Source organism: Pseudomonas sp. 7P_10.2_Bac1, assembly GCF_025465935.1.
Taxonomy (GTDB): Bacteria; Pseudomonadota; Gammaproteobacteria; order Pseudomonadales; family Pseudomonadaceae; genus Aquipseudomonas.
Genome location: NZ_JANLNV010000059.1, coordinates 208,762 through 231,743, shown reverse-complemented (window position 1 = coordinate 231,743; position 22,982 = coordinate 208,762). Strand labels below are relative to the sequence as shown.

19 protein-coding genes are annotated in these 22,982 nt (G+C 60.5%); 8 read left to right on the top strand and 11 right to left on the bottom strand.

Going from position 1 to position 22,982, the window contains the following annotated elements:
• Nucleotides 1-128: 128 nt before the first annotated feature.
• On the bottom strand, nt 129-1,457 hold the full coding sequence (gene miaB / locus NTD86_RS12265; protein WP_262202521.1) for a tRNA (N6-isopentenyl adenosine(37)-C2)-methylthiotransferase MiaB: 1,329 nt from the start codon (nt 1,455-1,457) through the stop codon (nt 129-131).
• Between the two features lie 132 nt (nt 1,458-1,589).
• Here miaB and NTD86_RS12260 point away from each other — a divergent pair, with 132 nt between their 5' ends.
• Nucleotides 1,590-1,916: a DUF1820 family protein gene (locus NTD86_RS12260; RefSeq protein ID WP_048367613.1), complete on the top strand. Its 327-nt coding sequence runs from the start codon at nt 1,590-1,592 to the stop codon at nt 1,914-1,916.
• 15 nt (nt 1,917-1,931) lie between these two features.
• Here NTD86_RS12260 and NTD86_RS12255 read toward each other — a convergent pair whose 3' ends face one another.
• The 4 genes from NTD86_RS12255 to NTD86_RS12240 form a co-directional block, all read right to left on the bottom strand.
• On the bottom strand, nt 1,932-2,480 hold the full coding sequence (locus NTD86_RS12255) for a tetratricopeptide repeat protein (RefSeq protein WP_048367611.1): 549 nt from the start codon (nt 2,478-2,480) through the stop codon (nt 1,932-1,934).
• A gap of 277 nt (nt 2,481-2,757) precedes the next feature.
• Complete coding sequence (hemL, locus tag NTD86_RS12250) at nt 2,758-4,041, bottom strand: glutamate-1-semialdehyde 2,1-aminomutase (protein ID WP_262202519.1); 1,284 nt, start codon at nt 4,039-4,041, stop codon at nt 2,758-2,760.
• A 31-nt stretch (nt 4,042-4,072) separates the two neighbouring features.
• Nucleotides 4,073-4,696, bottom strand: a complete 624-nt coding sequence (gene thiE / locus NTD86_RS12245; RefSeq protein ID WP_262202517.1) for a thiamine phosphate synthase — start codon at nt 4,694-4,696, stop codon at nt 4,073-4,075.
• 16 nt (nt 4,697-4,712) lie between these two features.
• Entirely contained in the window at nt 4,713-5,510 is a 798-nt protein-coding gene (locus NTD86_RS12240) for a hydroxymethylpyrimidine/phosphomethylpyrimidine kinase (protein ID WP_262202733.1), read from the bottom strand.
• Between the two features lie 192 nt (nt 5,511-5,702).
• On the opposite strand from NTD86_RS12240, the gene NTD86_RS12235 reads away from it, so the two are divergent.
• The 4 genes from NTD86_RS12235 (at nt 5,703) to NTD86_RS12220 (ending at nt 12,114) form a co-directional block, all read left to right on the top strand.
• Nucleotides 5,703-8,078 (top strand): hybrid sensor histidine kinase/response regulator, encoded by a 2,376-nt coding sequence (locus NTD86_RS12235; protein WP_262202515.1) that lies wholly within the window; start codon nt 5,703-5,705, stop codon nt 8,076-8,078.
• Between the two features lie 73 nt (nt 8,079-8,151).
• Nucleotides 8,152-9,810, top strand: coding sequence for an acyl-CoA dehydrogenase family protein (locus NTD86_RS12230; protein ID WP_262202513.1), 1,659 nt, complete (start codon nt 8,152-8,154; stop codon nt 9,808-9,810).
• A 121-nt stretch (nt 9,811-9,931) separates the two neighbouring features.
• Nucleotides 9,932-11,404 (top strand): AMP nucleosidase, encoded by a 1,473-nt coding sequence (gene amn, locus NTD86_RS12225; protein ID WP_262202511.1) that lies wholly within the window; start codon nt 9,932-9,934, stop codon nt 11,402-11,404.
• A gap of 143 nt (nt 11,405-11,547) precedes the next feature.
• Nucleotides 11,548-12,114, top strand: a complete 567-nt coding sequence (locus NTD86_RS12220; protein ID WP_262202731.1) for a pseudouridine synthase — start codon at nt 11,548-11,550, stop codon at nt 12,112-12,114.
• Here the strand turns inward: NTD86_RS12220 and NTD86_RS12215 are convergent.
• Together NTD86_RS12215 and NTD86_RS12210 are read right to left on the bottom strand one after the other, a co-directional pair.
• Nucleotides 12,109-12,318 (bottom strand): DUF2788 domain-containing protein, encoded by a 210-nt coding sequence (locus NTD86_RS12215; protein WP_048367598.1) that lies wholly within the window; start codon nt 12,316-12,318, stop codon nt 12,109-12,111. The two genes, NTD86_RS12220 and NTD86_RS12215, sit on opposite strands and share 6 nt — an antisense overlap.
• Before the next feature lie 27 nt (nt 12,319-12,345).
• Nucleotides 12,346-12,843 carry an Lrp/AsnC family transcriptional regulator gene (locus NTD86_RS12210; protein ID WP_262202509.1) on the bottom strand — a complete coding sequence of 166 codons (498 nt, stop codon included), beginning with the start codon at nt 12,841-12,843 and terminating at the stop codon, nt 12,346-12,348.
• Nucleotides 12,844-13,243: 400 nt separating this feature from the next.
• Here NTD86_RS12210 and NTD86_RS12205 point away from each other — a divergent pair, with 400 nt between their 5' ends.
• Nucleotides 13,244-14,332 carry a DUF6515 family protein gene (locus tag NTD86_RS12205; RefSeq protein ID WP_262202508.1) on the top strand — a complete coding sequence of 363 codons (1,089 nt, stop codon included), beginning with the start codon at nt 13,244-13,246 and terminating at the stop codon, nt 14,330-14,332.
• Between the two features lie 79 nt (nt 14,333-14,411).
• Here the strand turns inward: NTD86_RS12205 and NTD86_RS12200 are convergent, their stop codons facing one another.
• Nucleotides 14,412-15,296, bottom strand: coding sequence for a cation diffusion facilitator family transporter (locus NTD86_RS12200; protein WP_262202506.1), 885 nt, complete (start codon nt 15,294-15,296; stop codon nt 14,412-14,414).
• Nucleotides 15,297-15,309: 13 nt separating this feature from the next.
• Nucleotides 15,310-15,729 (bottom strand): polyribonucleotide nucleotidyltransferase, encoded by a 420-nt coding sequence (locus NTD86_RS12195; RefSeq protein WP_262202504.1) that lies wholly within the window; start codon nt 15,727-15,729, stop codon nt 15,310-15,312.
• Between the two features lie 198 nt (nt 15,730-15,927).
• Between NTD86_RS12195 and hrpB the strand changes: the two genes are divergently transcribed.
• Entirely contained in the window at nt 15,928-18,447 is a 2,520-nt protein-coding gene (hrpB, locus tag NTD86_RS12190; RefSeq protein WP_262202502.1) for an ATP-dependent helicase HrpB, read from the top strand.
• A gap of 44 nt (nt 18,448-18,491) precedes the next feature.
• Here hrpB and NTD86_RS12185 read toward each other — a convergent pair whose 3' ends face one another.
• Complete coding sequence (locus tag NTD86_RS12185) at nt 18,492-19,379, bottom strand: LysR substrate-binding domain-containing protein (RefSeq protein WP_262202500.1); 888 nt, start codon at nt 19,377-19,379, stop codon at nt 18,492-18,494.
• Between the two features lie 581 nt (nt 19,380-19,960).
• Between NTD86_RS12185 and NTD86_RS12180 the strand changes: the two genes are divergently transcribed.
• Entirely contained in the window at nt 19,961-21,283 is a 1,323-nt protein-coding gene (locus NTD86_RS12180) for an MFS transporter (protein WP_262202498.1), read from the top strand.
• A 63-nt stretch (nt 21,284-21,346) separates the two neighbouring features.
• On the opposite strand, the gene NTD86_RS12175 is transcribed toward NTD86_RS12180, so the two are convergent.
• On the bottom strand, nt 21,347-22,948 hold the full coding sequence (locus NTD86_RS12175) for a gamma-glutamyltransferase family protein (RefSeq protein ID WP_262202497.1): 1,602 nt from the start codon (nt 22,946-22,948) through the stop codon (nt 21,347-21,349).
• Between the last annotated feature and the right edge of the window lie 34 nt (nt 22,949-22,982).

The window sequence follows — 22,982 nt, the reverse complement described above, 5'->3', positions numbered from 1 at the left end:
TAACGCTAGCAGGTCACGCGCGAAAGGGCCGCGATAAATGATTGACCCTCTGTAGGCGCGAGCTTGTCTCGCGATCTTTTAAACGATCAAAAGATCGCGAGACAAGCTGGCGCCTGCAGAAGCCCGCGTTAGTTCAGCAGCGAACCCCTCAGGGAATGCGGCTGGGCGGCATCGATGTGAACATCGGCAAACTGCCCGATCAACTGCGGGTTGTCGCAACGGAAGTTAACAATACGGTTGTTTTCGGTGCGGCCTTGCAGTTCGCCCGGGTCTTTTTTCGAGTAGTCGGTGACCAGAATCCGCTGAGTGGAGCCGACCATTTGGCGGCTGATCTCAAAACCTTGCTGGTTCAGGCGGTGTTGCAGCGCGTTCAGACGCTCTTTTTTGCGCTCCTCTGGTGTCTCGTCAACCAGGTCGGCGGCAGGCGTGCCAGGACGCTGGCTGTACACAAAGGAATACGAGAAGTCGAACCCGACGTCTTCGATCAGCTTCATGGTTTGCTCGAAGTCCTTCTCGGTTTCACCGGGGAAGCCGACGATAAAGTCCGAACTGATGCAGATGCCCGGCACCGCCGCGCGCAATTTGCGCAGCTTGGATTTGTACTCCAGCGCGGTGTGGTTGCGCTTCATGGCCGACAGAATGCGGTCCGAACCCGACTGCACCGGCAAATGCAGGTGTTTGACCAGCTCTGGGACTTCGGCGTGGGCCTGGATCAGGCTGTCCGAGAACTCCAGCGGGTGCGAGGTGGTGTAGCGAATACGGTCGATACCGTCGACGGCGGCAACTACGCGGATCAGCTCGGCGAGGTCGGCCAGGCGGCCGTCTTCGGTCAGGCCGCGATAGCCGTTCACGTTCTGGCCCAGCAAGGTCACTTCGCGCACGCCGTTTTCGGCCAGGTGGAGCACTTCTGTGAGCACGTCGTCGAACGGGCGGCTGACTTCTTCACCGCGGGTGTAAGGCACCACGCAGAACGTGCAGTACTTGCTGCACCCCTCCATCACCGACACATAGGCGCTGGGGCCGTCGATGCGCGGCTCTGGCAGGTGGTCGAATTTCTCGATCTCGGGGAACGACACGTCAACCTGCGGCAGCTTGGTGATGCGCGCCGCGTCGATCATTTCAGGCAGGCGGTGCAGGGTTTGCGGGCCGAACACCACGTCAACATAAGGGGCGCGGTCGCGGATGGCGGCGCCTTCCTGGCTGGCAACGCAACCGCCGACGGCAATCACCATCTCGGGGTTGGCCAGTTTCAGTTCGCGCCAGCGGCCCAGTTGCGAGTACACGCGGTCTTGGGCACGTTCACGGATCGAGCAGGTGTTAAGCAGGATGACATCAGCGTCTTCGGCGCGCGCTGTGACTTCCAGGGCCTGATGTTCACCCAGCAGATCGACCATGCGCGAGCTGTCGTACTCATTCATCTGGCAACCGTGGGTTTCGATGTAAAGCTTCTTGGCCATGGGTGTTCATCAAGTGGTTCAAAGAACCGCGCATTATAGGGGGCATGGTCGCCGGTTCCTAGCGCTGCGCGTCTGGTGGCTATGCTATAGTTCGCGCCCTCTTTTATATCCACAGATGTCTACCCGCCCACCATGACCAAACGCGAAGCTCCAATCTACAAGGTGATTTTCCTCAATCAGGGCCAGGTGTTCGAAATGTACGCCAAGCAGATCTATCAAAGTGATCTGTGGGGCTTTCTGGAAGTTGAGGAATTTGTCTTCGGAGAGCGCACGCAAATTGTCGTCGACCCAAGCGAAGAGAAGCTCAAGGCTCAGTTTGAAGGGGTAGTGCGCAGCTTCGTGCCGATGCACTCGATTGTGCGCATCGATGAGGTCGAACGTTTGGGAACCCCGAAAATCAGCGAAGCGAATGGCATGAGCAACGTGATGCCGTTTCCGTTTCCGATGCCGGACAAATAGTTCGGCACCTTGACGTCAAGGCAGCGGTGAGAACGGCGAGCGACCGTCGGCTGATTGCAGTTCGAGCAGGTACTTGCGGAAGATCTGCCCCAGAATCTGGGTGGCTGTCTCGAGTTGCTCGCGGGGCATTTGCTCGGCAACCAGGTCGGCGGTGTCGAGCGCATCTTCGGCGCCGTTGACCGCGGCCATTTTCAGCACGATGTACGCCTGAATGTTATTGGCCGGTACGCCTTCACCCTTGAAAAACATGGTGCCCAGCTGGAACTGCGCCATGGCGTGGCCTTGCAGCGACGCTTGTTCGAAATAGCTCAGGGCTTGATTGAGGTCTTGCGGAGCGTTTTTACCGTCGTAATAGAACTCACCCAGCTCGTATTGAGCTTCTGCATCCCCGGTTTTTGCCGCCTCAACACAGGCTGCCAGAGCTTCTTTGAGGTCTTCTGGCTGCGTATTGAGGGTGCAACGACCCATCGCTGGAATCAACAGCGAGTTGCCGCCTGCCTGGGCAAGCAACGGTTGAAGGAGCAACAGGCAGCCCAGTGCAAGGGCGCGGCCGGTGCGGTTCATGGGAATCGACGTACCTCTGAAAGGCGGGCATACCCGACCAAGGGATGAGTAGGCGCGCATTATGAAATAAGCGGAGGCAACCTTACAAAGTCTTTACTCGTTTTTCTGCTGCCTGACCGCCATATCGATTGATTTAAGACGATTTTGGACAGGTGGCATAAATGATTAGCCCCTTACGCGCATAAAAAGAGCATAACCCCCTGCAGGAGCGAGCTCGTCTCGCGATCATTTGATCTTTAAAAAATCGCGAGACGAGCTTGCTCCTGCAAGGTGTCAGTTACTTCAACGCAGCAAATGCGCGCTCGGCCGCATCCAGGGTCAGTTGCAGTTCGGCGTCGCCGTGGGCAATCGAGGTGAAGCCGGCTTCAAAGGCGCTAGGTGCCAGGTATACGCCGCTTTCCAGCATCAAGTGGAAGAAGCGCTTGAAGCGATCGGCATCGCTGGCCATCACGTCGTCGAAGGTCACGATGTCATCGGCTTCGCTGAAGTACAGACCGAACATGGCACCGGCCTGGGTGGTCACGAAGGGAATGCCCGCCGCGTCCGCACGTTGTTGCAGGCCTTCGAGCAGGCGCGTGGTGTAATCGGTCAATTCGTCGTGGAAGCCCGCGCGGCTGATCAGGCGCAGGGTCGTCAGGCCCGCGGCCATCGCCAGCGGGTTACCCGACAGCGTGCCTGCCTGATACACAGGGCCCAGCGGAGCGATGTGCTGCATGATTTCGCGTTTGCCACCAAAGCAGCCTACTGGCATGCCGCCACCGATGATTTTGCCGAAGGTGCTCAGGTCGGGCGTTACTCCGTAATAGGCCTGGGCGCCACCCAGTGCAACCCGGAAACCGGTCATCACTTCGTCAAAAATCAGCACGATGCCATGCTTGTCGCACAGGCTGCGCAGGCCTTCCAGGAAACCCGGCGCAGGCGGTACGCAGTTCATGTTGCCCGCCACCGGCTCGACGATGATGCACGCCACCGTGTCGCCCACTTCAGTCAGCAGTTTTTCGACGGCGTCGATGTCGTTGAACGTGGTGGTCAGGGTGTGTTTGGCGAAGTCGGCTGGTACGCCGCCCGAGCTTGGTACGCCTTGTGTCAGGGCGCCGGAGCCGGCCTTGACCAGCAGGCTGTCAGAGTGGCCGTGGTAGCAGCCTTCAAACTTGAGAATGTTGTCGCGGCCGGTGAAGCCCCGCGCCAGGCGGATGGCGCTCATGGTGGCTTCGGTGCCGGAGCTGACCATGCGGACCATTTCCATGGACGGCACAATCGAGCACACCAGATCGGCCATCTCGGTTTCCATGGCAGTGGGTGCACCGTACGACAGGCCGTGTTCCAACTGTGCACGCACAGCGTTCAGAACGTCCGGGTGGCTGTGGCCCAGAATCATCGGGCCCCACGAACCCACGTAATCCACGTAACGCTTGTCGTCTTCGTCAGTGACGTAGGCACCTTCGGCATGTTTGAAGAACAAAGGCGTGCCGCCAACGCTCTTGAATGCACGAACAGGCGAGTTCACGCCGCCGGGAATATGTTTTTGGGCATTGGCAAACAGCGTTTCGGAACGAGACATGATGGGCTCTCTCTGAATCAGTATTCGGTATTTAAATAGACAGCAAGGCGTTGAACGCGCGGGCGCGGCGGGTCACTTCCTGAGTGCTCTCGGCGCCAAACAGGCCGTGGACCACGGCCAGCAGATCCGCGCCGCGTTCCACCAGTGGGGCGGCGTTGTCCAGAGTGATGCCGCCAATCACGCAAATCGGCAGGCTCAGCCGGGCACGTGCCTGATTGATGACATCCGGGGCTGCCGGGGCGGCGCCAGGCTTGGTGCTTGAGGTGAAAAAGCGACCGAAGGCAACATAGGTTGCGCCTTCTTGGGCTGCCTGTTCGGCCAGTTCGATCCGGTCGTGACAGGTTGAACCGATAATTGCCTTGGGGCCCAGCAAGGAGCGCGCAGGCGTCAACGGGCCATCGGTCTGGCCCAGATGCACACCCACACCCAGCCGTGCGGCCAGTTCGGCGTCATCGTTGATGATCAAATGCGCCTTGTAGCGATCGCACAATTGCTTGAGTGCTTGGGCTTCACGCAGGCGCAGCGCCTCATCGTTGCTCTTGTCGCGATATTGCAAGAGTGTCAGGCCGCCATCCAGCGCCGCCTCGACATACTTCAGCATTTTGCCGGCCAGCAGTTGGCTATCAGTGATTGCGTAAAGACCACGCAGCTTCATGGGTCGAGCCTCTTGGTTACGAACAGAAGTCCAGGGGTAAACGGCGGGGCACATATTGGCCCTGGCCCAGTTGCTCGGCATCACGCAAGGTGCGCCACGTGTAGTTGAGCGCCGTCTCGACCGCACTCACCAGATGCTCGCCAATGGCCAAACGCCCCGCCAGGGTGCTGGCCAGAGTGCAGCCCGAGCCGTGATAACTGCCCGGCAGGCGATAGCAAGTGAAGGTGTGACGGCTACCGTCGCGGCTGTACAGGCGGTTATGGACTTCGTGTTCATCGCCGTGTCCGCCGGTGATGAGCAGGTGTTTGCAAAATGGCAGGAGTTTTTCGGCGCATTCATCGGCGCTGCCTTCGGGCAGTTCGGCCAGAATGCGGGCTTCGGGCAGGTTGGGGGTGGCAATGGTGGCCAGTGGCAGCAAGCGCTCGCGCATGGCGTAGCCCACTTCGTCTTTACCCAGTCGTCCGCCACCGCCCGCGCGCAGTACCGGGTCGCAGACCATCGGCAGATGCGGGTTGGCTTGAAGCAGTTCGACAACGGTGTCGACCATCTCCAGTGAGCCGAGCATGCCCAGCTTGACCGCCGCGACCGTGGAGTCGCTGAGTACGGCGTTGGCTTGCGCCAGCACCCACTCTCGATCCAGCACGCGGAAGTCGCTGACATTCACGGTGTTCTGCACAGTCAGGGCGGTGACCACGGGGGCGGCGTGACAACCTTGAGCCAGCAGGGCTTCGATATCTGCCTGCAAGCCGGCACCCCCACTGGGGTCATGGCCGGAGAGACAGAGGACAACGGGGCGAGAGCTGTAGATATTCATGGTGCGCGAGCTTAACACCAAACGCTTTTTTGCGGCGCTTTGCTCCCACGTGAATTGTGTGATGGCCATGCGGCCTCCAAGCCCCGGCTATGCTAGAGTACGCGCCACATTACTAACAGGTATGACGGTCGACGCGGTCTCAAACGGAATGGGAGATTTTGCACGTTACCGGGCGGACCACGCTGGGGCTGTATGCGCTATTTGCTGATGATGTTGCTGGGCTGGCTACCGATGCTGGTCGGCGCAGTCGACTTCGATGAATCCACACAGAGCCTGCCACTGGGCCGGGTCATGCAGGTCTTTGAAGATACCGGGGGCAAGGCGACGCTCAATGATGTCCTCGCCAACGATGGCCTGTTCAAACCCCACAACAAAGACACGCTGAACGCCGGTTATTCGCGCTCGGCCTTCTGGCTGAAAATTGATCTGCGCTATCTGCCCAAAGACCCCAAGCTACCCCGTAGCTGGTTGCTGGAACTGGCGTATCCCCCGCTGGACAACATTGACCTGTATCTGGCCGACGAGCAGGGCAACTTCCGTCTTGCCGAGCGCACGGGCGATGCATTGCCCTTTGGCAACCGGCAAATCAAAGAAAACAACTACCTGTTCGAGCTTAATTTCAGCCCTGGGCAAAGCCAGACCGTGTACCTGCGCCTGGCCAGCGAAGGCTCGATTCAAGCGCCGCTCACGTTGTGGTCCGCGCAGACCTATCTCGAAGACCAGCCCAACCGTATTTATGTGCTGGGCCTGATTTACGGCGTGCTGCTGGGGATGCTGGTGTACAACCTGTTCATCTTCATCAGCGTGCGCGACACCAGTTACCTGTATTACATCGTCTATATGGCCTCGTTTGGCCTGTACCAGCTTGCGGTCAATGGCGCGGCGGTGCAGTACTTCTGGCCCAACAACCCGTGGTGGGCCAACGCGGCGGTGCCGTTTTTGATCGGCTCGGCGGCGCTGTTTGGCTGCCAGTTTGCGCGCTCCTTTCTACAGACCCGCTCCCACAGCCGTTGGCTGGACCGTACGCTGATGTTGCTGATGGGCGTTGGCGCGCTGGTCATGGTGTTGTCGCTGGTCACCAGTTATGCGCTGGCCCTGCGCCTGGCGACGGGGCTGGCCCTGGCGTTTATCGTTGTCATCTTTGTTTCGGGTGTGCTGGCCTGGGCGCGCGGCTTAAGGGTGGCGCGCTATTTTGTGATCGCCTGGTCGGCCTTTTTGCTCGGAGGCCTGGTCAACACGCTGATGGTTCTGGGGTATTTGCCGAACGTGTTCCTGACCATGTACGCCAGCCAGATCGGCTCGGCAGTCGAGGGCTGCCTGCTGTCGCTGGCGCTGGCGGACCGGATCAACGCGATGCGCGATCTGCATGCGCGCACCTTGCAGGACACCGGGCACAAACTGGCGGCGATGAACCAGCAACTGGCCCGCACCAACCAGCTCAAGGACGAATTTCTGTCGACGGTCACCCACGAACTGCGCACGCCGATGAACGGCGTTATCGGTTCGCTGGAGTTGATCAAAACCTTGGACATGAGCCCCGAGCTTGCGCTTTACACGCACACTGCCGAAGGTTCAGCCCGGGAAATGATGGGCATGGTCAACGGCATTCTGTCGCTGACCGAGCTGCAAGCCGGGCGCCTTACGGCCGAGCAGCAACCTTTTAGCTTGAGTGAGTTGCTCAAGGGCTTGAGTGCTCAATTCGGGCCACAGGCGCGGAGCAAGGGCCTGACGTTTTCGTATGACATTGCCCACGGGCTACCCGATCAATGGAGCGGGGACGAAGCGAAGATTCGCCAGTGCCTGGAGTGTTTGCTGGATAACGCCATCAAGTTTACCTGTGCAGGCGGGGTGATTCTGCGCGTTACCGGCAATGCGGCCGCCGACACGCGCTGGTCGCTGGCATTCAACGTCATCGACAGCGGCATCGGCTTTGTTCATCAGGAAAAGGCCGAGCTGTACCAGCACTTCTTCCAGGTCGATGGCTCAATGACCCGCAATTATGGCGGCCTGGGTATTGGCCTGGCGATTTGTCGGCGTTTGGTGGAGTTGATGGGCGGCCAGCTGACTCACCATTCGCAGCCGGGGCAAGGGTCACAGTTTCAGGTATCGCTGGAGCTTGAGGCTTTGTCGCAGCCCGTGCAGAGCCCGTCCTTGAACTTGAAAGCAAGCCCTGCCGAGTGCCACCTGTTGCTGGTCAAAGACAGCCGGGTCGGAGCAGTGGACCTGCGCGGGATGTTGCTCACGCTGGGCTATCACGTGCAATGCGTGGAGTCAGGCCATGCCGCCATCGAGCTATTACGCCGTGAGCGCGTCGATGCCGTGTTGTTGGGGTGCCCGCTGGCGCTGATCACCGGCACCTCAAAAGAGGCTCAACTGCTGACCTTGGCCGAATGCTTGCAATTGCCGGTGTTGGCGGTCTTTGGGTCCGACGCAGAGGCCCAGGCGGCGCGCGGGCAGGTCGACGCAATCACCGATTATCTGATCAGGCCGTTGAGCCTGGAAGACGTGCAGCAGGCGCTTGCACGGCGTCTGCTCCAGGCAAGCGAGGGCAAAAGCGCCGGAGTTTAGGCGCTTATGCCCCTTGTGATGGTGGCTGTGCGTGCTTCACTGGGTCATTGGATTGATCCGAGGAGCCCGCACCATGAACCTGCATCAATACGCCGAGACCCACCAGGTTACTAATCAACCGCCATCTCTGGATGGCGCCAATCTGTACCGCATTGACCTGCCCCTGCAGCACTGGAGCCAGCATTTCGGCGCAGGTTGGGCGCAAGCGCGGATTGATCAGTACGGGGCGCTGGCCGGTGGGCCGTTGATGGCAGCGGGTTTTCTGGCCAACGAAAACAAACCGGTGTTTGTCAGCCATGACCGCTTTGGCCATCGGATCGATCTGGTGGAGTTTCACCCCGCGTACCACGAACTGATGCGTACCGCGATTGAACATGGCTTGCCGTCCTTGCCCTGGACCGACCCGCAACCGGGCGCCCACGTGGCTCGCGCCTCCATGACCTACCTGCACAGCCAGGCCGAAGCGGGCAGCGGCTGCCCGTTGACCATGACCTTCGCCAGCGTACCCGCCCTGCGCTTGCAGCCAGACATTGCCCAGATCTGGTTGCCCAAAGTGCTGGCCACTGAATACGATCCGCGTAACGTCGACATCAGCCAAAAGGCTGGGGTCACCCTGGGTATGGCGATGACAGAAAAGCAGGGTGGCACCGACGTACGCGCCAATACCACCCGGGCTTACCCGGTGGGTGCCAGCGGGCCGGGGCAGGCTTATGAGTTGCTGGGGCACAAGTGGTTTTGCTCGGCGCCAATGTGCGATGGCTTCCTGACCTTGGCGCAAACCGACAAAGGCCTGACCTGCTTTCTCTTGCCGCGCCACCGCCCGGACGGCACCCGCAACGAGTTCTATATCCAGCGTTTGAAGAACAAACTGGGCAACAGCTCTAACGCTTCCAGCGAAGTCGAGTTCCGTGGGGCGTTGGCCTGGATGATCGGCGAAGAAGGGCGCGGCGTGCCCACCATCATCGAGATGGTCGCCATGACCCGCTTTGACTGCATGGTCGGCTCCAGCGCATTGATGCGCCAGGCGCTGACCCAGGCCAGCCATCATTGTGCGCACCGGAGGGTGGGCGGCCGGGTGTTGGACGAACAACCCTTGATGCAAAACGTCCTGGCTGACCTGGCGCTGGAGAGCGAGGCCGCGCTGGCCTTGAGCCTGCGCATGGGGCGCGCGCTGGACCATCTGGAAGACTCGCAAGAGGCCCTTTTCTCGCGGCTGGTCACCGCCGTGGGCAAGTACTGGATCTGCAAACGCGCCCCGGCCATGATCAACGAGGCCGCGGAGTGCATGGGCGGCGCGGGGTATGTGGAAGACAGCATCCTGCCGCGTCTTTACCGCGAAGCGCCCGTCAACTCAACCTGGGAAGGCTCCGGCAATGTGCAATGCCTGGATGTCTTGCGCGCTCTGTCCAAAGAGCCGGGCGTGCTGGACGCGTTGTTCGCCGAATTGGGCGACGGCCATGGCGACGCGCGCTTGGCGCAGCACATTGAACGCTTGAAACAGGCGTTCAAAGACACCGGCGATATTCAATACCGGGCCCGGCAACTGACCGAAGACATTGCCTTGGGCCTACAGGCCAAACTGCTTTTGGAAGCCGGTAACAGCGACGTCAGCGACGCCTTTATTGCCAGTCGACTACAGGGCAGTGGCCGCGCCTACGGCAACCTGCCGCGCGGCCTGAACGTCGCCGCCATCGTCGAGCGCTCAACCCCGTACACCAACCATCCACTGTAGGAGCGAGCTTGCCTCGCGATCTTTTAAAAGATCGCGAGGCAAGCTCTTACAGGTTGTATGGCGGTCTTCTTATTAACGATTGATACAGGCAAGATAAAGGCCTGCCAGTTCAGAAGACAGGATGCTTATTGTGACCGAAGCTTTTATTGTCGTTTCAACCGCTGCCGAGGCTGTCGACCGCCTGGCGGCCCTGCATGAACGCGCAACCACGGCGCTGAGCCAGGCACTCAAGCGCTACCTGAAGGACCGGATCGAGCCGACCTCGCAAGAGCGTGCCCTGTTTCGCTACCCGGAACTGCGCCTGACCTACCGCATCAATGGCGAAGTCCCGACCACCACCCGCGCCTATGCCAAGGTGCAATTGCCCGGCACCTACAGCGTTACCGTCACCCATCCTGCCGCCTTCCGTCATTACCTGCTGGAGCAGTTAGTGCCGTTGATGCGTGACTTCACCGTGGTGGTTGAGGTCGGTGTCAGCCAACAGGACATTCCGTACCCCTACGTGGTTGAGCAGGGCGACGAACTCGCCGGCTCCGGCGTCACCGCGGCTGCCCTGGCGCGTGTGTTCCCGAGTACCGACCTGTCGGCGGCCACCGACGGCATCGCCGACGGTCTGTACGACTGGGAAAACACCGACCCGTTGCCCCTCGCGCTGTTTGACGCAGCCCGTGTCGACTTCTCGCTGCGCCGCCTGGTGCACTACACCGGCAGCGACTGGCGCCATGTGCAGCCGTGGATTCTGCTGACCAACTACCATCGCTATGTCGACCAGTTCATCCTCCATGGCCTTGAGCAACTGCGGGACGACCCGCGCTTTGTGCGCATGGTCATGCCCGGCAACGTGATCATCGAAAAGTCCATGGACTACGGCGAAGCCCAGGCCATTGCCGCCAGCGTGGTGTGGCACCGCTACCAAATGCCCGCCTATCACCTGCAGGCCAACGACGGTCATGGCATCACCCTGGTAAACATCGGGGTCGGCCCGTCCAACGCCAAAAACATCACGGACCACTTGGCCGTGCTGCGTCCGCATTGCTGGTTGATGATCGGCCACTGCGGCGGCCTGCGCCAATCGCAGACCATTGGCGACTACGTGCTGGCTCACGCCTATATGCGTCGTGACGGGATTCTGGACAGAGTTGTACCGCCTAATATCCCGATCCCGGCGTTGGCTGAAGTGCAATTGGCGCTGCAGGAAGCGGCCGCTCAAGTCACGGGCGAGCGCGGCGATGAGCTGAAAAAACGCCTGCGCACCGGTACCGTGCTGACCTACGACGACCGTAACTGGGAGTTGCGCTGGGCTCAGGAACGGCCGCTGATCAACCTGTCCCGCGCCGTGGCAGTAGACATGGAAAGCGGCACCATCGCAGCGCAAGGCTACCGTTTGCGTGTGCCATACGGCACCTTGCTGTGCGTCTCGGACAAACCCTTGCACAGCGAAATCAAACTGCCGGGCTCGGCCAACGCGTTTTATGAACGTGCGGTCAGTCAGCACCTGAAGATCGGCATCGCCGCCGTCGACCTGATGCGCAGCCAGCTCAACTCGCTGCACTCGCGCAAACTGCGCAGCTTCGACGAACCGCCATTCCGTTGATTCAAGTGGTCATTTAGCGATCAGGGCACTAGCATGAGCAGCCCTGATCGCTAGATGTTCTTTTTGTCATGTCCCGTCCTGCTCGTCCCGCCCCACGCCGTCCGGCGCCTAAAAGCACCAGCCCCCATGCCGCCAATCGCCGTGTGGCCAAGGCACCGCCGTCTGAGCCCAAACTGTTTCTGTTCAACAAACCGTTTGATGTCCTGACCCAGTTCAGCGACGAAGGCGGGCGCGCGACCCTCAAGGACTTTATCCCCATTCCGGGCATCTACCCGGCCGGGCGTCTGGACCGTGACAGCGAAGGCTTGCTGTTGCTGACCAATGACGGCCAGCTACAAGCCAAGATTGCCGACCCCAAGCACAAATTGCCGAAAACCTATTGGGTGCAAGTGGAGGGCGAGCCGACGCAGGAGCAATTGCAGCAGTTGCGTGACGGCGTGCTACTCAATGACGGCAAGACTCTGCCCGCCCAAGCGCGGGCGCTCGAAGAGCCTGAACTGTGGCCGCGCAACCCGCCAGTGCGGTTTCGCAAAAGCGTCCCGACGGCCTGGCTGGAACTGGTGATTCGCGAAGGGCGTAACCGCCAGGTGCGGCGCATGACAGCGGCGGTGGGGTTGCCGACATTGCGTCTGGTGCGGGTCCGCATCGGCGACTGGACACTCGATGGGCTGGAGCAGGGGCACTACAAGGAAGTGCCGGCGCGGTTATAACGCGCCAGATTCGATCAGGCCGATCACCACGCTTTTGATGACAAACGCGGCGACCCCAAGGCCGAGTACAAAAAACAGAATCATCGAACCAAAGCGCCCGGCCTTGGACTTTTTCGCCAGATCCCAGACGATAAAGCCCATAAACAGGATCAGCACGCTGACCAGTATCGTCATCATCCATTCTTCAAATACAGCAGGGTCCATTGCGGGCTCCGGCGGTCCGGGTGTTGATCACGTACGCAAATGCGTCAACGGTAACTCAGTGCTGTTGAGCACCTGGTTCAGCACAAAACTTGAACGTACGCTGGTCACGCCATCAATGCGGGTCAGATGGCCCAGCAGCAGTTTTTGATAGTGATCCATGTCCGGCACGACCACTTTGAGTTGGTAGTCAGCGTCTATGCCGGTCACCAGGCTGCACTCCAGCACTTGCGGCAGGTTGCGGATCGCGGCTTCAAAGTTCTCAAAACGCTCGGGTGTGTGACGGTCCATGCCGATCAGTACGTAGGCGGTCAGGGTCAAACCCAGCAGCTTGCGATCGAGCAAAGCGACCTGGCGCGAGATATAGCCGTCATCCTCCAACTGCTTGACCCGTCGTGAGCACGGCGAAGGTGACAGCCCGATACGTTCGGCCAATTCCTGGTTAGAGATGCGCGCATCACGCTGTAATTCCGCCAAAATGCTTAGGTCGTACCGGTCCAGTTTGCTCACGAAGACACCCTTTGTCATAACTATTGCGGCAAAGTATCCATCTGAAGGCAAAAATTGCGCAAGTCCTATTTTATTCAGCAATCTTAGCAATCCTGTGTCGCCGCCCCAGGCCTATGCTTTACACCAGAATCACTGCCCGGACATAGAGTCCACTGCGGCCCGCCGAATCAGGCCTGCCGCGGCCGCCAACCCAACAGGGTTGCCCCGGCCCCCGGGCTACGCACTGTCCAGCAGACGGAGCGAGGTGAGCCAACACCACAAGTGTTGAGCCAGGACAGAAAAATTCAAAGGGCGACCGACGGGTCGCCCTTTTTTATTGCGCGCAAAAATAAAGTACGCCCCCCCACACCTTACGCAGAACCGCTTTGCGGTTTTCCAGTCTTATGAGTACGCGCCCCTAACCCTAGTGAGGAACAACATGAAGTCGCGCATCTGGCGTCTGGCCGCGGTGGGCTTGCTCTGTGCGAGTATCACCGGTCAAGTACTGGCTGATGAGCGAGGGGATGGAAACTCTCAAGAAACTCGGCCTAATGGAGAGCAGCATCGTCAAGAGGGCGGCAACCAGCCGCATGAGGAGCGCGCTCAGGCGCGACCGGAAGGCGGTCCGCAACGCCCTGAAAACCGCCCGCCCGAGAGCAGGCCTCCTGAGAACCGGCCACCCCAGGCCGTTCAACCGCACCCTGAAAATCGGCCAGCGCCGGGTATTCAGTTTCATCCCGAGGTGAAAGCCCCGCCCGCCAACCCAGCCTTGCAAGAACATTTTGAAGTGCGGCCAGGGCAACCTCATCCTGTGCCACCGGGCAGCAACCTGCCGATTCAGCCGCGCCCTAACGCCGTGCAGCAAACCCAGGTGCCAAACCGTGGCGGCAATCAGAACTGGCAGGCCGGTGGCCAAAACGCCAGACCAGGCGGTAATAACTTCCACCCCAACGACGTGCGCTGGGCCGGTCGCCCGGACGGGCATGGCAATGGCTGGGGCCCAGGCCCGCAATACCGTCCCGGCTATGTGATTGATCGGTTCCAGGGTGAATACCACCAAGTGCCTTATCACGGGCAAAACTTCTTCTTTTCCGCGGGCTACTGGTATCGCCCGCAAGGTCCTCGTTACGTGGTGGTGCAGCCGCCCTACGGGATTCGTGTAACGGTCATTCCGAACTATGCGCGTGAAGTGTGGGTGGGCAACTCGTTGTTCTTCGTGGCCGCTGGCGCTTACTACACCTACCAACCGGCAACACAGGACTACATCGTGGTCGAGCCGCCCGTGACGATTGTGCAGCCCGCCCCGCAGCCAGTGAGCAATGGTTATGACGTGGTAGCGTATCCGATGAATGGTCAGACCCCGGCGCAGATCAACCAGGATCGTTATGACTGCTACCGCTGGGCTGTGGACCAGAGCCATTTCGACCCCGCCCACGCCGCCTATGCGCCCGCACAGTCCGTGGTGCAGACCTACCGGCAGGCGGAAGGCAACTGCTTGAACAGCCGGGGGTACCAGGTGACGTATTGAGGCAACGGCAAGCTGCAAGCCCCAAGCAAGGGGCCATCCCTAAGGCTTCGAGCTTGCAGCTTGTAGCGGCTTCTAATTTTCAGCTTGCGGCTGATCCAACAGGATCCGCATGCACCAGCACTTCGGCTCGCGGGTAAGCGCTCTCAATCGCTGCGGCCACTTGGTCGCTCAGTGTGTGCGCTTGCAGCAGGCTGAGCTGGCCCGGCAGTTCGAGGTGCAGTTGCACAAACCAGACGCTGCCCGAGATTCGCGTGCGCAAGTCGTGCGCGCCCAGTACGCCCGGAACAGCGCAGGCCAACGCCAACATGTTTTCGCTGACATCGGTGGGCAACTCTTCGTCCATCAGCACCGAAAAACTCTCGCGGGCGATCTGAAAGGCGCTCCAGAGGATGTACACCGCAATCCCCAGACCAAACCACGCATCCAGTTGCGGGAAACCAACCGCCGCGAAAACCAGTGCGACTAAAATGCTGCCATTGAGCATCAGGTCAGAGCGGTAATGCAGCGAATCAGCGCGCACGGCGTTGGAGCCCGTGGCCTTGATGACGCGGTGTTGCAGGATCAGCAGCCCCACCGTCATCACCAGCGAGAACACGATCACACCAATGCTGAGCCAGGCTGCACTGACCGGCTCGGGGTGTTTGAGTCGGTCGAACGCCTGAAAGGCAATCAGCACCGCGCTCACGCCGATAAACAGCGCCTGCGCCATACCGGCCAATGACTCCGCCTTGCCATGCCCATAACGGTGGTCGTCATCGGCCGGGCGCAACGCGTAATGCACCGCCAGCAGGTTGAGGAAAGAGGTCACGCCATCGAGCAATGAGTCCGTAAGCCCGGCAAGCATGCTGATCGAACCACTGAGCCACCAGGCGATGGCTTTGGTAATGATCAAAATACTGGCCACGGCCACCGAGGCGCGGGTGGCCAGGCGTAACAGGCGAGCGTGTTCCGGGCTGCTGGACATGGGCCTTCCTTAATCAGACTGCGGGTTTCAAGCCATACATGGCCAATTGCTGGGTGCTGCCCTTGTGCTGAATCAGACGCGGATCGTTCAGCGGGAAGCTACGGCCCAGTTCGCTTTCCAGAATCGCCTGCAGCTTGCTGTTGTCGACTTTACCGTCGGCGCCAACGGCTTCGCGCAGCTTTTCGGGTTCGATCTGGGCGGTTTTACCCGGCGGCAAATAGATCGCTCCGGTCGCAAAGTCGACACCAAAAGCAATCAAGCCCGGAATCACATAAAACAGCACCCCGAGCCCGTCCAGCACGGCGATCATCGGGTCGATCCGGCCATCGATCTGTCCGCGCCGATCTGGAAAGAAAATACTGCCGCAGGCGGTCAGTTGAGTGAGCAGCGCCGCAACCACGACACCGCCAATGACCCGCGAAAATCTACGCATATTAAAACCTCGAAGACGCTGAAGGGTTAGGCTCTGTACGAACTGTATCCGCGCTCGGCCATGCGGGGCAGCAAACAGGCTGGCACTGCCTGGTTACAACCCGCCACCGTCGCTCGAACTCAGTTCGTAAAGACCTTAAGACCACGCTTATTGCAAAACCGTTCGCCGTTATACTCGCCGCTCTGTTTTGGAGCCACCATGATTTCTTTGCCGATTGATGAAGTTTTACCTGCACTGCGTCAAGCCTTGCGTGAGCGCCACGAAGCGGTGCTCGAAGCACCGCCCGGCGCCGGTAAAACCACCCGTGTGCCGCTGGCCCTGTTGAATGAACCCTGGCTGGCTGGCCAGCGCATTGTCATGCTGGAGCCACGGCGGTTGGCTGCGCGGGCAGCGGCCGAGCGGTTAGCCAGCGAATTGGGTGAAAAAGTCGGCGAAACCGTGGGCTATCGCATTCGTCTGGACAGCAAGGTCGGCCCCACTACCCGCATCGAAGTGGTCACCGAAGGCATCTTGACCCGCCGTCTGCAAGAAGACCCGGCGCTTGAAGGCGTCGGCCTGCTGATTTTTGATGAGTTTCACGAGCGCAGTCTGGACGCCGATCTGGCCCTGGCCTTGAGCCTCAATGGTCGTGAGCTGTTTCGTGATGAAAAGCCGCTGAAAATTCTGTTGATGTCAGCCACCCTCGAAGGCGAGCGGTTGGCCACTTTGCTCGACGATGCGCCGGTGCTGCGTAGCGAAGGGCGCATGTACCCGGTGACCATGCGCTGGGGGCGGCCTTTTGTGCCGGGTGAGTTTATTGAGCCGCGGGTGGTGCAGACGGTGCTCGAGGCGATCCATGACCAGCCCGGCAGCGTACTGGTGTTTTTGCCCGGTCAGGCCGAGATTCGTCGCGTCCATCAACAACTGGCCGAGGCGCTGGGCCAGCGCAGCGACATCGCCCTGTGCCCGCTGCATGGCGAGCTGGATCTGATTGCGCAGCGTGCCGCCATCGAACCGGCGCCCAGCGGCACACGCAAAGTGGTGCTGGCCACCAACATCGCGGAAACCAGCCTGACCATCGACGGTGTGCGCGTGGTGATCGACGCCGGTCTGGCGCGGGTCCCGCGTTTTGATCCGGGCAGCGGCATGACCCGCCTCGACACCCAGCGCATCTCTCGCGCCAGCGCCACCCAGCGCGCGGGCCGTGCCGGGCGACTGGAGCCGGGGATGTGTTATCGGTTGTGGTCCGAAGACCAGCACGCGCAGTTGGCGGCGTATGGCAGCGCGGAAATCCTCCAGGCCGACCTGGCCGGGCTGGCGTTGCAACTGGCGCGTTGGGGTGTCACCCCTGAGCAACTGACATGGCTCGACGTGCCACCCGCCGCGAGTTATGCACAGGCTCAGCAATTGCTGGAGCGCCTGGGCGCCTTGCGTGGGCCAAAGCTGACGTCCCACGGCGAAGCGATGGCCGAACTTCCGGCCCACCCGCGCATCGCGCATTTGTTGTTGCGCGGGCATGAACTGGGCTTGGCGGCGATGGCCTGCGACGTGGCCGCGCTATTGGGCGAGCGCGATATCTTGCGCGGTGCCGGTGCCGATGTGCACAGCCGTCTGGCCTTGCTGTCCGGTGAAAGTCGCGCGGTGCGAGGCGGGCAGGGCGGGGTGCAGCGCGCCAAACAACTGGCCCGGCAATACCAGGGCTACTTGCGCGGCAAACCGACCCAAGCGGTCGCTGATCCCGATCACCCGCGTTGGCTGGGCGCCTTGCTGGCGCTGGCTTATCCCGACCGTATCGCGCAACAGCGCAAGCCCGGCGGCGCTGAGTACCGGCTGGCCAATGGCCGGGCGGCGCTGTTCAGTGAAGTCGACGGCTTGATGAAACAGCCGTGGCTGGTCATCGCCGATTTGGGCAGTCGTCAGGGCCAGCGCGAAGAACGTATCTATTTGGCTGCCGAATTTGATCCAGGGCTGCTGGACGGTGTGCTCAGTGAACACGTCAGCGTCGTGGACCAACTGGATTGGGACGAGCGCGAAGGGGTATTGCGCGCCGAACGTCAGCGAAAAGTCGGTGAGCTGGTATTGAGTCGTGAGGCCCTGACCGGCCTGGATGAAATGGCGCGCACTCAGGCGCTGGTCAATCTGGTGCGGCGCAAGGGGTTGGAACTGCTGCCCTGGACGCCTGAACTGCGGCAATGGCAAGCCCGTGTGGCGTTGTTGCGTCAGCTCGATGTGAGCAGCCAAGGCCAAAGCGAATGGCCGGACGTGGGCGATACGGCGTTGTTGGCCGGGCTTGAAGAATGGCTGGGGCCGTACTTGGGACGGGTGTCGCGGCTGAGCCATTTCGCCAACCTGGACTTGTCCAGCATTGTGCATAACTTGCTCAAATGGCCGCTGCCCCAGCGTCTGGACGAACTGGCGCCGCAGCACATCAAAGTGCCATCGGGTTCGTCGGTGCGCCTGGACTACAGCGAGCAGCCGCCGATTTTGGCGGTGCGCCTGCAAGAACTGTTCGGCCTGGCCGACACCCCGCGCATCGCGGGCGGTCGGCAAGTGGTCAAACTGCACCTGCTGTCGCCTGCACGACGTCCGGTGCAAGTCACCCAAGACCTGGCCAACTTCTGGCGCAGCACCTATGCCGAGGTGAAAAAGGACCTGAAAGGGCGTTACCCCAAACATTACTGGCCAGATGACCCTTTGGTGGCCGAAGCGACGGCAAGGGCCAAGCCGCGCAAGCCCTAAGGGTTAGGCTCCGGCGAACGCGCGGCCCGCTAGAGCTGGGTGCCTTACAACTGCCCCATCAACCAGTCCTTGAACACGGCGATGGGCCGGTGGTTGGCTTTGTGCGGCGGGATGAGCAGGTAGTAGGCCGTTCCGGTCGGGGAGATGGAGTCGAACGGGATGCGCAGGGTGTCGTTGGCCAGCTCATCCTTGACCAGAAAACGCGGCAATAGCCCGACGCCGATGCCAGAAGACACGGCCTGGATCAGGTGAGTGGTGAGTTCGAATTGCGGGCCCAGTCGCAACCGGCCGGGCTGGCAATTCTGCATCTTGAACCACTCAAGCCACAGGTGCGGGCGCGGGGCCACTTGCAGAAGCTGCGCCGTGCGCAAGTCTTCGGCACATTGGTATTGCTGCGCCTCGACATTGCTGCTGCCCACCAGCGGCACCAGTTCTTCATCAAACAGCTTGTGCGAAACCACATGGTGCCAGACCCCTTCACCCACGCAAATCGCGGCATCAAGGCCGGTGGTGGTGAAGTCTACGGTGCTCGCCCGCGAGTGGATGTGAACCAGGATTTCCGGGTGCTTGGCGTAAAAGTCACTCATGCGCGGCAGCAGCCACTTGGTGCCGAATGTCGGCAATACACCCAAGTGCAAAGAACCACCGCCACTTCGGTAGGCAAGGGCCTGCATGGTTGCGTCGCGAATTCGAGCCAGTGCCCCGGCAACTTCCACAGAATAAATTCGGCCAACTTCGGTCAGCGTAATGTGCCGACCGATTCTGTCAAAGAGCAAAACACCCAGAAGTTCTTCCAATGACTGAACTTGTCGGCTAACTGCACTTTGCGACAGGCTGAGTTCTTCGGCGGCGCGGGTGAAACTGCCATGTCGAGCAGACGCTTCGAAGGCCAGCAAAGAAGAAATGGAAGGATTGAGTGTCCGTGGATTCATGATGACTCTGAATAAAGGAGGCGTTAGGGCGTGGCGGGGAGGCTGCGGGTTAATCCAAAAGGCCAGCATCCGGCATTTACCCCGACAGCATAGCGTGATCCGCTGCGCGGTAAAAATCCTTACCGCCAGACGGCTGTTAAGCGTCCTGCACGGCATGGGGTGGTTTTTTGGTCAGGGCCAATGAAAACGGGGCTTCAGCGCCCGTTTGAATGCGCCGCCCAGGTCAGCGTCCTACAGGCACCAATGCCCGAAACGCCCCATGCATGGCGTGTCGGTCGCGACCAGATTACCGCCCTGGTGAGCGCATTCACACGCCCTACAGGACGTCTTTCCCACTGCCCATTCATGTGTTTTCTGCATGTATAGAGGCATTTTTTTTCGGTTTGGATGTGGGCGGTGCTGTGGCAATCTTCGCGCCTTACTCGTTTGTGTTCATTCGAGATCATGACGTAACAGGCCTTGTTACTCTGCCCGCCAATAAGCGCATGAAAGATCCATTGAGATGAGGTGGCTTGCCAGATTAGTTAGAGATTCGGTAACCGAGAAATCAATTAAGCCTAAAAAAATAAGAGTTCTTAACTATGAGCACTGCAATTGAAAAGCAGGTAACCCGCAAGATCTTTCTGAGACTCTTGCCGCTACTGATCTGCTTGTACATCATTTCCTATCTGGATCGAGTCAACGTGGGCTTTGCCGCGCTGACGATGAACGCCGACATTGGCCTGAGCGCTGCCGTTTATGGCTGGGGCGCGGGCTTGTTCTTCATCGGTTACTGCTTGTTCGAAGTGCCCAGCAACCTGCTCATGGCGAAAGTCGGTGCACGCCGCTGGATTGCTCGCATCCTCTTCACCTGGGGCTTGATCGCCACCTGCATGGCATTGGTACAGGGGCCTAAGAGCTTCCTGATCATGCGCTTCCTGCTGGGTGTGGCCGAAGCGGGCTTCTTCCCTGCGGTGATTTTGTACCTCACCTACTGGTTCCCGGTGCGTTACCGCGCGCGGATCATCTCGATCTTCATGCTGTCGATTCCGATCTCTCTGGCCATTGGTGCGCCTGTGTCGACCGCACTGCTGCAACTGGATGGCTGGATGGGCCTCAAGGGCTGGCAGTGGCTGTTCCTGATCGAAGGTATCCCGGGCGTTCTGCTGTTCGGTGTGGTGCTCAAATACTTGCCGGACTCGCCGAAACAGGCGTCCTGGTTGACGGATGAAGAGCGTCAGTGGTTGACGAGCGAGCTGGATAAAGATGCCAAGGCGCACCCTGTCGCACTGGACGGAAAGTCGTCCCTGTGGAAAGTGTTCTGCAACCCGTCGATCCTGGCCCTGTGCATGATTTACTTCTGCGCGACGGCTGCCAACATTGGCCTGTCGATGTTCTTGCCACAGATCATCAAGCAGCAAGGCTTCAGCGGTATGGACATTGGCTGGATCACCGCCATTCCTTACGTCGTCGGCTGCATCGGCATGGTGACCATCGGCTTCCTGTCGGATCGTTTCCAGAAGCGCACGGCCTTCGTCATCATTTCGCTGTTGTTTATCGCGGGTGGCTTGGGCACGGCGGGTTGGCTGACCGGCAGTAACATGGCCATCATCGCGATGTGTGTGGCGACGGTTGGCATCATGGGCGCCAAAGGACCTTTCTGGCCACTGCCAGCGCTGTACCTGAGTGGCAGCAGTGCGGCGGCGGGTATTGCCCTGATCAACTCGGTCGGCAACCTGGGTGGGTTCTTTGGCCCTGGCATCATTGGCGCGCTCAAGGAAATGACAGGTACTTACGAAAGCGGTCTGTACCTGCTGGCCGGGCTTGCGCTGTTTGGCATCCTGATCACCATGATCTTCATTTCCGATCGTGGCAAAGCGCCAAAAAATCAGCCGGTCAATGGCTCGATACCAGCCCGTAGCTGATCACTCGCACGCACGACACAGGGGGGCGGCCGTTTACGGTCGCCCCCCTGTGCATTGCGGGCCTTAATAGGCGGCTACTGCTCCATCGGATCTAGGGTCTGAACCGCCTTCGACACTGCCATCCGCATTTTTGAACGCGCACCCGGCATGGCCACAGGTTTCGTCATAGTCATCGAGCAGTTCGATGTCGTGGCCCAGCTCGCGCAGCCGCTGCACGGTGTCTGGTGCAAAGCGATTTTCCAGCTTGAGGGTGTCCGATGACTGCCCCCACGTGCGCCCCAGCAACCAGCGCGGCGCACTGACGGCCGCCTGCGGGTTTAGCCCATGCACCACGGCCCGGGTAAACACGGCGCACTGGTTTTGCGGTTGCCCGTCGCCCCCCATGCTGCCGTACACCATCACGCGGCCATCGTTGAGATGGGCCAAGGCGGGGTTGAGGGTGTGGAAGGGTTTTTTGCCCGGCTTGAGGCAGTTGATGTGGCCCGGATCGAGGGAAAACGACGCCCCCCGGTTCTGCCAATTGACGCCGCTGCCCGGTAGCACAATGCCCGAGCCGAACTCGTGATAAATGCTCTGGATCATTGATACGGCATTGCCGTGCTGATCAATTACGCCCATCCATACCGTGTCGGCCGGGCCTTTGCCTGCGCCCCACCTCGCGGCGTGATCGGGGTCGATGTGCTGCGCCAGCTCGTCCAGTACCTGGCGCTGCAAAAAGCTCGCGGGGTCGACTTGCATGTGCAAAGGGTCCGTGATGTGAGCGTCGCGCACTTTGAACGCTTGTTTGGTCGCCTCGACAGCGGCATGCACAAAGTCAGGGCCGAGCGGATCTGAGCGGCTGCCCGGCACACGGTCCATCAGCCCCAGAATCAACAGCGAGACCAGCCCCTGGGTCGGAGGCGGCATGTTATAGACGCGGCCCAGGCTGTGCTCAAGCATCAGCGGGCGACATTCAATGGCTTCGTGATGCTGGAAGTCTGCCCAGCGCAGCGGGCTGCCCACGGCCTGAAGCGCGTGGGCCATCTGCTGTGCCAGGTCGCCCCGATAAAAATCGGCCAGCCCGGCGTGCGCCAGTTGCTCGAAGGTCGCGGCCAGCCGAGGTTGCTTGAACAGGCTACCGACAGCGGGCACCTGGCCGGCCTGCAGGAAGGTCTCGGCAAACCCCGGCACATCATGCAACTCGCCGCACTTGGCCAAGGTGCTGCGCTGCTGGCTGGCGGTCACCGGTACGCCGTGGCGGGCATAGAAAATGGCGTCTTCCAGCAGGCGCGGCAACGGCATGCGTGAACCGATCTCGCGTGCGGCCACGTCCAGGCTGCGCTCCCAGGCACTGACCGTACCGGCCATGGTCAGCGCCGCCTCTGGCCCCCGAAACGGGATGCTGGAACGCCCCTGATAATCGAGGGTGCTGACACCCGCAGCCGCCTTGCCACAGCCTTCAATGCCGATCAGCTTGGGGCCGTTCGGGGTGGCCAGGGACAACAGCCAAAAGCTGTCGCCACCGATCCCGTTCATATGCGGATAGGCCACAGTAATCGTGGCGGCCGCCGCGACCATGGCTTCGACGGCATGGCCGCCTTCGCGCAAAACCGCCAGGGCCGACTGCGACGCCAGGGCATGAGGGGCTACTGCGATACCGCGCCGCCCTCGGACCGAATTAAGCATCGTGTTTCTCCCGTACAAAACCTGTGCAGGCCGT

Coding starts and splice junctions, on each gene's coding strand:
- miaB (WP_262202521.1), bottom strand. CDS start 1,457: ATGGCCAAGAAGCTTTACATCGAAACCCACGGTTGCCAGATGAATGAG.
- NTD86_RS12260 (WP_048367613.1), top strand. CDS start 1,590: ATGACCAAACGCGAAGCTCCAATCTACAAGGTGATTTTCCTCAATCAG.
- NTD86_RS12255 (WP_048367611.1), bottom strand. CDS start 2,480: ATGAACCGCACCGGCCGCGCCCTTGCACTGGGCTGCCTGTTGCTCCTT.
- hemL (WP_262202519.1), bottom strand. CDS start 4,041: ATGTCTCGTTCCGAAACGCTGTTTGCCAATGCCCAAAAACATATTCCC.
- thiE (WP_262202517.1), bottom strand. CDS start 4,696: ATGAAGCTGCGTGGTCTTTACGCAATCACTGATAGCCAACTGCTGGCC.
- NTD86_RS12240 (WP_262202733.1), bottom strand. CDS start 5,510: ATGAATATCTACAGCTCTCGCCCCGTTGTCCTCTGTCTCTCCGGCCAT.
- NTD86_RS12235 (WP_262202515.1), top strand. CDS start 5,703: ATGCGCTATTTGCTGATGATGTTGCTGGGCTGGCTACCGATGCTGGTC.
- NTD86_RS12230 (WP_262202513.1), top strand. CDS start 8,152: ATGAACCTGCATCAATACGCCGAGACCCACCAGGTTACTAATCAACCG.
- amn (WP_262202511.1), top strand. CDS start 9,932: ATGCTTATTGTGACCGAAGCTTTTATTGTCGTTTCAACCGCTGCCGAG.
- NTD86_RS12215 (WP_048367598.1), bottom strand. CDS start 12,318: ATGGACCCTGCTGTATTTGAAGAATGGATGATGACGATACTGGTCAGC.
- NTD86_RS12210 (WP_262202509.1), bottom strand. CDS start 12,843: ATGACAAAGGGTGTCTTCGTGAGCAAACTGGACCGGTACGACCTAAGC.
- NTD86_RS12205 (WP_262202508.1), top strand. CDS start 13,244: ATGAAGTCGCGCATCTGGCGTCTGGCCGCGGTGGGCTTGCTCTGTGCG.
- NTD86_RS12200 (WP_262202506.1), bottom strand. CDS start 15,296: ATGTCCAGCAGCCCGGAACACGCTCGCCTGTTACGCCTGGCCACCCGC.
- NTD86_RS12195 (WP_262202504.1), bottom strand. CDS start 15,729: ATGCGTAGATTTTCGCGGGTCATTGGCGGTGTCGTGGTTGCGGCGCTG.
- hrpB (WP_262202502.1), top strand. CDS start 15,928: ATGATTTCTTTGCCGATTGATGAAGTTTTACCTGCACTGCGTCAAGCC.
- NTD86_RS12185 (WP_262202500.1), bottom strand. CDS start 19,379: ATGAATCCACGGACACTCAATCCTTCCATTTCTTCTTTGCTGGCCTTC.
- NTD86_RS12180 (WP_262202498.1), top strand. CDS start 19,961: ATGAGCACTGCAATTGAAAAGCAGGTAACCCGCAAGATCTTTCTGAGA.
- NTD86_RS12175 (WP_262202497.1), bottom strand. CDS start 22,948: ATGCTTAATTCGGTCCGAGGGCGGCGCGGTATCGCAGTAGCCCCTCAT.